Source organism: Paenibacillus sp. 01T422, from assembly GCF_056398785.1.
Genome location: NZ_JBFTQB010000362.1, coordinates 1 through 11,757 on the forward strand (window position 1 = coordinate 1; position 11,757 = coordinate 11,757).

The window sequence follows — 11,757 nt, forward strand, 5'->3', positions numbered from 1 at the left end:
TTTCCTGCCTTAGTGCAGCGCAGAATAACGGTAGTTTTCGCATCTATTTCAGCTGAGGCAGCGTGGATGGAAGTCCCGTTAGAGCGGGAAAAGATTCTCCCTTTGGAGCCGGAGGCGTGCGGAGAGATCACATGTGATTAACGCCGATTGCTCCTGCTATTTTCGGAGAATGATCCATTTTTATCCAATTAAATGGATTTTCTACCGCTAATTTCGCCGAATCTAGCAGATATCCTCCAGCTGCCAACAATTAGCTGGAGGTTCTACCGTTATTCCATATCCTGCCTGAGTGCAGCGCAGAATAACGGTAGTATCCGCATCTCTTTCAGCTGAGGTGGGCTAAAGGATCGTCCCATAGTCATGCGTGAGAAAGGCCCTCACAGATAGAAGTACTCCACAGGACTACGTTATCAAATCCGTAGTCCCTTTTTATTTTCCAAGGCGCATGGCTGCGCTCTAATTGCTAAAAATAACAGTTGACACAATATGAGCTACTTACTACTATAAAGGTGTTGGGTAATTGGATGATCCAATTCTCTGCATATTGCAAGACGGAAGGTACTCATAATGACAATAAAGAAAATCAAGTACCACAGAGTGTATGAGGATGTCATTGAGCAGATTGAAAAACTGATTCTTGAAGGCAACCTTGCGCCAGGGGACGTTTTGCCCACAGAAAGAGAGCTTGCCCAAGCTTTCGGGATTAGCCGTGGAACTTTACGTGAAGCGTTTCGAATTTTGGAAAGAGAAGGGCTGATTGAAACTCGTCCGGGTGGCGGCCGATTTCTTAACAAGAACCTCAACAAGGCGGAAGATAAAACCAGAATCCTCGATAATATTGAGAGAGCTACGATTATTGAGCTGCTTGAGGCTAGGGAAATTTTTGAAACTGGTATCGTGGAATTGGCAACCTTGAGAGCATCTGAACAGGATATTATTGAAATTGAAAGCGCTCTCGAAAAATGGGGCACCATAGACAGTGAATCGGATGATCCTGTTTCTCCAGATCAAGCCTTCCATTTATCCATTGCCAAAGCAACACATAACGTAGTCTTGGTGAATCTCATCGATCTTAACATGGGTCTATTGAAAAGGACGGCTACGAAGACCGTGGAGATACCTGGCCGTAGAAACGAAGTATATAAGGAGCATTTGAACATTTTCCAGGCTATAAAAGAGAGAGATCCACTTAAAGCCAAAGAAATGTTGCTATACCATTTGAAACAGGTGAAACAAAATATTCAATTGAAATAGCGGAAAACGGATGTAGGTTATCCGTCTCATCTAATTGGATCATCCAATTACCCAAATCATTTATGTAATTGCTTCATCTAAATTGTAAGCGGATACAATAATCCTGATTTCAATTCTCGTGCCGTATCCCATTCTTCTGAAGGCACTACTACGATACGAATGAAGTAATGGAAGACGGCTTCAAAGAATAATAGAAAGACAAAAAAGGGAGGAAATAGTATGAAAAAAGCACTTCTCATGGTGGTCACAGCTTTAATGGTTGTAACAACCGCATGTTCCAGCGGCGGGAGTAAGTCTTCCAGCGATACACCTGCTCCAACGTCTGCACCAAGCGCAACAACAGCAGGGGAAGCGAATAAAGAACCGGTTACTCTCTCGATTGCAGCTAAAGATTTAATGGGAGATGACGCCGGTGTTCAGAAGCTGGTGAAAGGCATTGAAGAAGGAATGAAAGCGGAAGGCAAAAATATTAAGCTGAAAATAGTCCCTGTACAAAGTGGAACCTACTCGGAGAAACTCGGATTGCTGCTGCAAAGCGGTAATATCCCTGATCTTATTTACTTCCAAGGCGGCGACTACCAATTTGCTATTACGCAAAAAATCCTGGAGGATTTGACGCCATTTATTGATAAATCGACGAATGTGAAGGCATCGATGAACGTTTATAACCAAGAGAGAATGAAGAACTATCCATACCTGCTATGGCTGTCGCCTCCGAATAGCGCTGTGCCTGTCGTTCGTCAAGATTGGTTTGATAAAACCGCATCGGGCAAGGACCTGTTATCCAGTCCAACAAGTGACAATTACTATACCTTCTTCAAAGAATTGAAGGAGAAAAGCGGCGCGAAATACGCCTACACGGTAGCTGGCACACTCGATGAGCTTGACGTCATGTTCGGTCAATCCTTCGGTCTGACATCCACATGGATCAAAGGGGATGACGGTAAATATGCCTACGGTAAAACAACACAGTTTGAAAAAGATAAGCTCCTATTTTACGCAAAATTGTACAAAGATGGCCTCTTAGATCCCGAGTTCCTGACCAAGAAGTGGGACACGAAAGAGAAAGCATTCTATGATGGGCAAGCCGCTATCATGGCCGGTACACAAGGCAAGGTTATCGACATCTACAATAACAAATCAATTAGTCAGAATGGAGCAGCTGCCAAGGTCATGACACTGCCGCCAGCAAAAGGTAAAGCGCAAGGTTACACACCTGTTGATATCAGTAAAGAGAGCCGCGGTTTTGCTATTGCTAAGACGTCTAAGAACAAAGAAATGGCCTTTGCTGTACTGGAATATATGGCTGGTCAAAAAGGCCAGATGTTAGATAAGCTTGGGGTTGAAGGCGACGAATACCAAATCGTGAATAACAAAATCAAATTAACGGACAAATTTGCAGCATGGTTCCCACACTTTGTAGAGTCCACAGTGAACTTCAAACCGGATAAAGAGTTTGATCCAGCAACTCCGTATTTCTCTGACCCAGCAAGCAAATCTCTGCAAATGTTCGCTTCCATGTCGACGAAAGATAACACATTTGTGATGCCTGCGGAGCTCGCTTCCAAATGGGACGCATCCGCAGCCAAGTACAAAGAATTTGCAGCAGATCTCGTAACTGGCAAGAAAAGCGCGGCGGATTTCGATAAGTTTGTTCAAGAGTGGAACGCAGCAGGTGGTAAAGAAGTGACGGAATACGCGAACAAAACAATCAAATAAAAAGCGGACTAAGAGTGGGGCATGAGCCCCACTTTTTATCAATGAACCCTGAAGGCAAAGAGAATCATCCGGTCATATGGTTAGTCAAGAGGCTGCAAGAGCTTATGCAAAGTGGAAAGGTGGCAAGCTCCCGAAGGAGACGGAATGGCAGCTCGCGGCGGGAGGCAGCCAGAAATTGAAGTGGCCATGGAGCGATCAATATAACGCCGATAAGTGCCATTCCACTGGTTTCGATACGATGCCGGTCGATGCTTTGTCCTCTACGATTAGTCCTTATCCGCTGCACATACGAGGTGGCGCGATGATTCTGCGCGAAAAAGTGGCGAACATAATGACGATTAAAAATGAGAAGATGGGGTTTGCCATCAAGCATGAAGGCGTTGAAGGGGTGTGACCTCATTCGTGGGACTATAAAGTCTAAAGAATTGTCGATTAATAAAGTTTGTTTGTGATGGATACGAGGCATCAGCCTTGTAAGTTAATAATTATCTTATGCTAACGGACTGTAGAGTCTTTATTCTCGAGAATAAGAGCAATGTGGTCCGTTAGGGGGAAACCTCTGCTAGTGGCGGACGCCAAAAGTAGAAGAGCTAAGCGAATTCAAATTGCTTAGCTCTTTTTTATCTCAATCCACCAACCGCAAAAGCTCCGCCTTCACACTATCGTAAGCGTTCCGGTCGCCTTTTTTAGCATAAAATCGAAGGCCATCTACGCCTTTGAAAAGCAGCGCACACTTCAAACGCTCCTCGAAATGCGGGATGTTTCGCCCCTCACTAGCCCAAGTGCTGCGCACCATTTCTGGAAATTGCAGCTGCGGCGTCCAAAGATGCTGCGTCGCCAAATCGAACACGAAGTCGCCATAGAAAGCCATCTCCCAGTCAACGATACCCGTGACACGATGCCCGTCTGTCAGCATATTCCCCAGATGGAAATCGCCGTGAACGAGATAACGCTGCTGCGTGGAATAGGTCGATAACTCCATCATGATGCCATATAAGCGCTGATAAACATCCTTTTCCAAGAAACTGTYTGCGAACAGATCATACCAGTTATGCCAAAAGCCAGTTTGCTCCTCCCGAAAGAAGGAGGCCAGAAAATCCGGCCAACTATCGTGAGTACCGTCTCCCGAAGGCTGAATCCAGCCATAACCTTTGGTTTCACCAAGCTGAGCTTCATTCATTATTTTAAAATACTGGATAAGGTCAGGAAGAATCTGTTTGATTTCGGCTTCCGGATAGGAGATGATGGTACGCCCCGGTACCTTGTCAGCAATGGAAAARTACAGATCATCGTTCGCACGGCCAATCTCCAGAACACGAGGAATCGGTAGGCCCTGAGGCGAGAATATTTCATGCACATAACGCTCTCTGACAAAGCCTTCACTGCCATTGTTAAAATGAATGATAAATTCCTCATCGTCCAGACGGTAGCTGAACACTTTACTCACTTCGCCTTGCTCGATCGGCCGCACATCGGTAACTGATTTATTCAAAGACTGCTGCAAAAAAGCTTCTGCTGATCGGGTATCCATGTTGGGTTTGATCCCAGACATTTGCCATCACCTTCCCTTATTTATCCTTTGTTGGTTATTCGCAGCCTGGCTACATGTTACATGAAAGCAGGATACTTCCTAGTCTATCACGAAAATCTGAAGCAGGAAAAATAAAACAATTCACGAGACATTTTAACCATAAAAGGAGCGAACAATGAACTTATTTCATTTTAGTGAGGAAAGCGGAATTAATGTGTTTGTGCCTAGAGTGAAGGAGAATCGTAAGAATATGCCTCCTGTCGTCTGGGCGATTGATGATGTTCACGCTTTTACCTTTTATTTTCCAAGAGATTGCCCGCGCATTGTGTATACGAGAACGAATGATATGTCCGATGTGAATCAGAATACTTTCTTCGGTGCAACTTCCTCCAATATTGTCGTGACGGTTGAAACGGACTGGTACGAACGGATCAAACGCACAACGCTATATCGATATAAAATGCCGGGCGACACGTTTCAATTATTTGATGCCTCCGCCGGTTACTACATTTCTCCTCAAAGCGTCATTCCTGAAGAAGTTGAACCGCTAACAAACCTCTTAGATCGCCTCATGCAGCTGCGCATTGAAGTAAGATTCACACCTAACTTGCATCCGCTGAGAAACGCTATTTTGAACTCTACGTTGAGTGATTTTGGAATACACAGATTTGCGAACGCGAAAGGGCCCGGCTTATGATGACAGTGGAAGAAGTTCGCGCATTTGCCATGTCACTGCCTCAGGCTGAGGAAACTTTGCATTGGGGAAAAGCTTCTTTTCGTATCAAAAATAAAATTTTTGCCGTGATTCAAGAGGACGGCGTTTCACTGGTTGTGAAAACAACGGGAGAGGATAAAATGATCTATCCGACTCTAGACGCTGAATTTTCAGCATTCCCGCATCTTTTTCAAAATTAAATTATATGATTGTCAGTTTGGAGCGGGTCGATCCTGAGGAATTACGGGGGCTGCTGGTCAAAGCGTGGGGGAGCATGGCACCCAAAAAATTAGTAAAAGAATTTGCTCTAACCATTCAACCCTGACAGTATGCTGTCAGGGTATCTCCTGTATGATTAAGGTATCAATGAGAAATGGCATTAATCATGTGAGCCAAAGGAGAGATAGCAATGACACAACAAATACGGAACATGTACGATTACCATATATGGGCAAACCAAACGATGCTGACGCACTTGAAGAAGCTGGGAAGGGACATCTACACACGGGAGATCCAAAGCGTTTTTCCTACGGTGTGGAAGGTCATCGCTCACATTTATGTTGTGGATTCCGGTTGGTTGGACATGATGCGTGGTAAAAGCATGAACGAAGCCATGACGGATTCGGTCCAGTTGACGCTTGATGCGGAATCCAAGAGCATCGAGGAGATCGAAACCATGTATGCTCAATTGGCAGACAGGTTCAAAGCATTTTTGGATGAGCAAGAATCATTGGAGAAAACGATTGTACTGGATAATCCTTACGCAGGAGTGCGGGATACCAGCCGAGCGGAAATGCTCCTTCAAGTGGTCAATCACGGCACCTATCACCGAGGCAATATTACTGCGATGCTGCGCCAAATGGGGCACGCTTCTGTGATGACGGAGTACGCGCTATTTTGGTACGCTGGGTAAATGAATCGTATCACCTCATATTTTCCAAAGCTTCAATCGCATAATTCAGCTCAACATCTTGCCCTCGCATATATTTTTCTTCGAAAGTTTGTTCATTTAAGGGGATTTTAATATCGGGAATTGCCCCTCCTTGTCCCTTATCGTCACTATCGCCTTGAATCATTTTTTCTTGATTCAGCGATCTGCCATCTGGCAATTGCAGGACGTAACCTTCCGGCATTTCAACTTTTATAGGGCTTGATACAACCCCAAATGAACCATTTGTAGATGTAAATCCGACAATTCGAGCATGGGGCAAGCCCTTAACTGCAAGTGGTAAACCTTCGCCAGAACTTCCAGTTCGTTGATTAATCAGAACAGCTAACTTTCCGTCATAGTTAGGCTCTACGGGTTTAATTGTGCGAGTCTCATTAGCATTGATTTCAAATTTGCCAGTCCTATGATTGTAATAGCTTACATATTCGTAAAGCTTCGGCTTTTTCACAAAATAACCTGCCATCGCAGTAACGAGGTCATCACTTCCCCCCGGATTGTCCCGAACATCAATAATCAGGCCTTTAATTTGTTTTTGCTGAAACTCTTTCAACAGGTTCTCCAACACTTTTTCCGGCTGAGACATGGTCGCGCTTGGAAGAAAGTATCTAATCTTCACATAGCCATATCCGTTACTCAGAACTTTGCCATCAACAGGCGCATCCGTTTTGTTTAACTTTACTCTCGTCTTTTTTAGGGTCTCATAATTGTCGTCATACGCCTTGAGCGTGACTTTTCTAATTTCGTTATCATCTTTGTTTTTAAAAGCTACCTGAATGTCTTTGCCAATTGACGTTCTTGTCATGAACCTTCCTTGATTATCAAGCTGGTCTCCATCCGTAGCCATGGGGTTTTCGCTCCAGTAGGTGGCGTGATAAGCTTCGCGTGCCTCTTTGCCATCCCAGGAAATGATTTCAGCCCCAAGCTGGATGCCGCTTTGTTCAGCGGGACTGCCTGCTATAAGCAAATTAACCAATATCTTGCCTTGATCTAATTGAATCGTACTAAGACCAACACCGCCACCGTTTTCTTGTTTGAAAATTTGATTGTCTTCATATAAGTTCTCATTCATGATTTTGACATGCCCGTCTCGCAGAGAATACAGATAGGATCTTAGCGTTTTATAGTATAAATCTTTATTTTTTTGCTGCTCTGCTTGTTGAAAAAGGGGTTCGTACTTATCTTTTAATGCTGTCCAGTCCACCTTTTTCCAATCTCCAAATGGGTATTCTCTGGAGAGTCGCTCGTTTAGTTGTGTAAAAGCTTGCGGATAGCTCAATTGGCTGAAATGACTCACCGGATTGAACCGAGATTCACCTGCCAACATCATGGATAGGACAAGAGGGGAGCAACCAATTAGACAGAGGACGATTCTTAAAATTCTGTATTTGGGGATAGGGATGCGGTGAACCGGCCTAAATACTTTCTTGACTGTACATAAGAATAGTACCGCGGTTACAGCGTAGAGTAACAATGCCAGAATGGTTGTATCTCCGTTCGACACACTTACAATGGCGATAAGAAGGCCTGCGCTGGGCAGAAAATCAAACCATCTGACATACTTTTGAATAGGCACTGCATACCACACTAAAATAATGAAATTGATGGAAAATAATAGTAATTGATAATTGGTGAACCACTTCAATGAACCGAACAGATTTCCAACAATGCTCATTTCGATATCTCCTTCATACAAAGCTTAGGTTGCTTTTAAAGCTTAAAAAAGAAATATGAACGGAGCGTGAATGAAAAAAATACCGGCACCATCAGGTACCGGCTGTACGTTAAAGCTTATTTGGCGGAGAACTTGGAATATGTATAGTGAACTTCGCGCCTTCTCCGACTATGCTTTCTACTTCAATGTTTCCATGATGATTGACAATAATTTGCTTCACAATGGCGAGACCTAGACCACTGCCCAGGCTGTTACGCGATTTATCCGTTTTGTAGAAGCGCACGAAAATATGGGCCAATTCCTCAGGCTTAATTCCAATCCCTGAATCTTTGATGGTAACTGTATGCGCATGACCAATTGTGATGAGTTCAATCCGAATTGTTCCATGATCAGGTGTGAATTTAATGCTATTTCCAAGAAGATTAATCCACACTTGATTGAGCTGATCGTAATCCGCGGTGATTTTCGCAGTAATGGGCAGCGTCAAATCGATTCGAATATGTTTGGCAGCCCAAAGCGGCTCACAGGAAACAACGGCCTGTCGAATTTGTTCATCGAGATTAAACGTTTTTAAGACAAAAGGATGATGCGTTGATTCGAGGGAAGCAAGCTTGAGTAAATTATCGCTAAGGCGTGACAGTCTATCGCTTTCCATCAGAATGATATCCAAATATCGCTTCCGATTCTCTGGTGTTACCAAATGGTCAAGCTTCAGTGCTTTCGCAAAGCCCGAAATGGAAGTTAGTGGCGATTGAATCTCATGAGAAACATTTGAAACAAAATCCTGACGCATCGTTTCCAATTGCTTAAGCTCACGGGCCGTCTCGTCAAAGCTGCGAGCAAGAATTCCTAATTCATCTTTTCGCGTAAGCTTTAATTTCACATCGAAATCGCCTTTAGCAAGTCGTTTGGTTGCTTTCGTCAATAATTTAAGGGGCTTTACCAGAAAACGGGCAGCAATAAGAATGCACAAGCTTCCTATAACGAGTACTAGCAGCAGAATAGTAATTAAAAATCGAAGCAGAGTCTTCTCATTTTTGGTGGATGATTGCAGAAAAAGGGCATAATTTTCACCTTGGAACGCAAACGGAAGTCCGACATACATGACTCCTTCAGCTTTAACTTTTGATCGGTATATACCGCCTTTAAGCACCTGTTCGAGGGGGGCTTGGTCAATAGCAACAATCTGCCCTTTATTCTCCGATCCATTTAATCTCATTTCACCAGAGGCTGAAAAAATTTGAATGGGGTACGCCGTCATCTGGGAGGCCTTCTCCATAAAAGCTTCCAGATCCTGAGGCTGCGTTTGTTGATAAAGCCCTACAATATTGTTGCTTACCTTCATCATGTCGTTCTGTCCTATTTCGTTTAACTCTTTTTGAAAGATGGCGACCCCGATGATGAAGGAAGAAATTAAGCTTTCACCCAGTTGTATGAGCTTGGAGGAGAATATCCGAGAGCGTTTCAACAGCGCTTTGACTCGCAGCACCAGCTCTACCGGATCAAAAGGTTTCGCTAGATAATCGTCTGTCCCGAGTTGAAAGCCTTTCACCTTATGGGTTGATTCTCCTTTCGCCGTCACCATTAACAGGAGGATATGAGGATCCCGATTTCTGATCTCTTTGCATAAATCCCAGCCATCTAAAAGCGGCATCATAATATCAAGTATGACAAGTTCAACGACCGTACCCTCCAGCACCGAGAGCGCTTCTTCTCCATTTCCTGCTTCAATAATGTCAAATCCTTCGTTTTGCAGAAAAAAGCTCATCAACTCGCGAATATGCCGGTCATCATCGACAATAAGTATTTTGGTCACTTGTAGACTAACTCCTTTTGTAAGCCATCTTCGGGTTTCTTATGTATGAGCTGAGCTTGATACACGCTACTTAAACCAGCCCTTTTTCCAGAACCAGGCGAACATCCCGAGACCTATGCCGAACATGATGATGAGAATAGCAAAATACCCCCAGTGCCACTCCAATTCGGGCATATACGCGAAATTCATCCCGTATAATCCGGCAATGAACGTCAATGGCATGAAAATCGTGGTTATGACCGTCAACGTTTTCATAATCGAATTCATGCGATTGGAATTCAGCGAGATGTAGCTGTCGCGCATATCAGCCGTCATATCCCGGTTCGATTCAATCATCTCGGAAAGTTTAAGCAAATGATCATGAATGTCGGTGAAAAATACAATGTGCTGGCGAAATTGTTCAATTCGATCGGTATTGATGACCCTATACAGAAGGTCGCGCATAGGCACGATGGTCCGGCGTATTTTTAGCAGCTTGGAGCGGATTTCAAAAATATCATTCATGAGCACCTCAATGCTCTCAGAGTGCACATTATTCTCAATCTCATTGAGCTGATCCTCTAATTGATATACACTTGGGAAATACTGGTCAACCAAATTGTCCATCACTAAGTAGGCGGCATAAATATGGCCTTCGCTTCGCAAGTTTTCTAGCTCGGACAGTCGGCACCAGGCATCCTCAATTTCTCTGGAATCATGTTGATGGAACGTGACGATGAAGTTGCTTCCCAGGAACATATCCACCTCTTCCGCATCCAGCGTCTTAGCGTTCATTGCATGCATGACAAAGAAATGGACATTTTCGTAATGGTCCATCTTCGGTCTTTGCAACAAATAGAAACAGTCTTCGATGGCGAGTGGGTGAAACTGGAAATGATCTTTGAGCTCCAACGCTTCTTCTTCGCTAGGATTGTGAAAGTCAACCCAATACCACTTAATAGTAGCGTCATCAAGCTGGCGAAGAGGAATATCGTGCTGTACGGTGAAATCGGTCGTAACCGCTAGTGAACGAATCATAATAAAACTCCTAGGTTCAAATACGTTATTAACGTCTTATTTTACCATACAATGACATCAGATCAGAATATCCTGTATCAACAAAGCGTTTTTTGTAACACAATTGGAATATTTCTGTTACAGTCCTCTAATATTCATGGGGTATTATAATAAATAAGACCCCCTTTTTTAATATAAACTTTGGACCTGGCCCCGTTGGCTAGGTCCCTTTTTTTGGGGATTGGAGGTGCAGCTCGTGTCAAAACCCTTAGTTATAATAGTTAATGGTCTTCCAGGCACAGGAAAAACAACCTTAGCGAAGCGCCTTGAACAAGACCTACGTTTACCATTATTCTCGCGGGACGGCATTTACGAAACTCTATATGATGCGTTAGATTGTCCAAGTCATGGTTGCCCTCCTTTAATGGCGCCAGCTTCTTTTACTATGCTATACGCCATAGCAAGCACCTTGTTATCAGCGGGTCAATCCATGGTCATTGAAGGATTTTTTGGTCGACCTGAGTTAAGAAGCGCCGAGTTTCTGAAATTACAGGATGCTTACGGATTTGAGCCTTTTCAAATCCTGTGCAAAGCGGAAGGGAAGGTGCTGCTAGAGCGATTCCATACGCGTATGGGGGCAAAAGAACGCCATGCGGCTCACTCTGATTTGGAATGGATTGAACAGGAGGAAAACAAGGAGCGGATTTTGCGCGGGCATCTTACTCCGCTAACTCTTGGCGGTACAATCGCAGAAATTAACACAACCACTCCTGACAGTTTTGATTATGCTCTTTTGATTAAATCGATACAGACAGCTTTGTTGAATTCTCAAAAAACCATCTAAATCATAAACGGGGGAACAGCCAGTATGTCAGATATGACGCTTCCAACGGACTTGTCCAAATTAATAAACGATTATAAATGGCAAAGAATCACCCTCGGTTTATCGCAATCCCAAACGTACTTATTGTCAGGTGTCCCGTCRAACTTATACATAAAAATTCAATCTCTTACTGCCCCTGAAAGCCTTCTTCACGAGAAAAAACGGTTAGTCTGGCTGCAAGGCAAGCTGCCTGTCCCAGAGGTCGTTTATTATGGACAAGAC

Annotated in this window: 12 protein-coding genes; 8 read left to right on the forward strand and 4 right to left on the reverse strand. The window is 43.8% G+C overall.

Going from position 1 to position 11,757, the window contains the following annotated elements:
- The first annotated feature begins 567 nt into the window (after positions 1-567).
- From AC1DUA_RS19900 to AC1DUA_RS19910, 3 genes are all read left to right on the forward strand, one after another.
- On the forward strand, positions 568-1,254 hold the full coding sequence (locus tag AC1DUA_RS19900) for a FadR/GntR family transcriptional regulator (RefSeq protein WP_477501424.1): 687 nt from the start codon (positions 568-570) through the stop codon (positions 1,252-1,254).
- Between the two features lie 219 nt (positions 1,255-1,473).
- Entirely contained in the window at positions 1,474-2,973 is a 1,500-nt protein-coding gene (locus tag AC1DUA_RS19905; RefSeq protein WP_477501425.1) for an extracellular solute-binding protein, read from the forward strand.
- Positions 2,974-3,049: 76 nt separating this feature from the next.
- Complete coding sequence (locus AC1DUA_RS19910) at positions 3,050-3,367, forward strand: SUMF1/EgtB/PvdO family nonheme iron enzyme (RefSeq protein ID WP_477501426.1); 318 nt, start codon at positions 3,050-3,052, stop codon at positions 3,365-3,367.
- Between the two features lie 231 nt (positions 3,368-3,598).
- On the opposite strand, the gene AC1DUA_RS19915 is transcribed toward AC1DUA_RS19910, so the two are convergent.
- A complete protein-coding gene (locus AC1DUA_RS19915; protein ID WP_477501427.1) occupies positions 3,599-4,525 on the reverse strand; it encodes a phosphotransferase family protein in 927 nt (308 codons plus the stop codon).
- 154 nt (positions 4,526-4,679) lie between these two features.
- On the opposite strand from AC1DUA_RS19915, the gene AC1DUA_RS19920 reads away from it, so the two are divergent.
- The 3 genes from AC1DUA_RS19920 to AC1DUA_RS19930 all read left to right on the forward strand — a co-directional run bounded on the left by AC1DUA_RS19920 (position 4,680) and on the right by AC1DUA_RS19930 (position 6,132).
- Positions 4,680-5,201, forward strand: a complete 522-nt coding sequence (locus AC1DUA_RS19920) for a DUF6886 family protein (protein ID WP_477501428.1) — start codon at positions 4,680-4,682, stop codon at positions 5,199-5,201.
- A complete protein-coding gene (locus AC1DUA_RS19925) occupies positions 5,198-5,419 on the forward strand; it encodes an MmcQ/YjbR family DNA-binding protein (RefSeq protein ID WP_477501429.1) in 222 nt (73 codons plus the stop codon). Before AC1DUA_RS19920 ends, AC1DUA_RS19925 begins: the two co-directional genes overlap by 4 nt.
- Before the next feature lie 209 nt (positions 5,420-5,628).
- Entirely contained in the window at positions 5,629-6,132 is a 504-nt protein-coding gene (locus AC1DUA_RS19930) for a DinB family protein (protein WP_477501430.1), read from the forward strand.
- A 10-nt stretch (positions 6,133-6,142) separates the two neighbouring features.
- On the opposite strand, the gene AC1DUA_RS19935 is transcribed toward AC1DUA_RS19930, so the two are convergent.
- The 3 genes from AC1DUA_RS19935 to corA all read right to left on the reverse strand — a co-directional run bounded on the left by AC1DUA_RS19935 (position 6,143) and on the right by corA (position 10,673).
- Positions 6,143-7,840, reverse strand: coding sequence for a S41 family peptidase (locus AC1DUA_RS19935; RefSeq protein WP_477501431.1), 1,698 nt, complete (start codon positions 7,838-7,840; stop codon positions 6,143-6,145).
- A gap of 109 nt (positions 7,841-7,949) precedes the next feature.
- On the reverse strand, positions 7,950-9,656 hold the full coding sequence (locus tag AC1DUA_RS19940; RefSeq protein ID WP_477501432.1) for a response regulator: 1,707 nt from the start codon (positions 9,654-9,656) through the stop codon (positions 7,950-7,952).
- A 66-nt stretch (positions 9,657-9,722) separates the two neighbouring features.
- Positions 9,723-10,673, reverse strand: coding sequence for a magnesium/cobalt transporter CorA (corA, locus tag AC1DUA_RS19945; RefSeq protein ID WP_477501433.1), 951 nt, complete (start codon positions 10,671-10,673; stop codon positions 9,723-9,725).
- A gap of 235 nt (positions 10,674-10,908) precedes the next feature.
- Here corA and AC1DUA_RS19950 point away from each other — a divergent pair, with 235 nt between their 5' ends.
- Complete coding sequence (locus AC1DUA_RS19950; RefSeq protein ID WP_477501434.1) at positions 10,909-11,496, forward strand: P-loop nucleotide/nucleoside kinase family protein; 588 nt, start codon at positions 10,909-10,911, stop codon at positions 11,494-11,496.
- A gap of 24 nt (positions 11,497-11,520) precedes the next feature.
- On the forward strand, positions 11,521-11,757 hold a 237-nt coding region (locus AC1DUA_RS19955; protein ID WP_477501435.1), incomplete at its 3' end, for a hypothetical protein.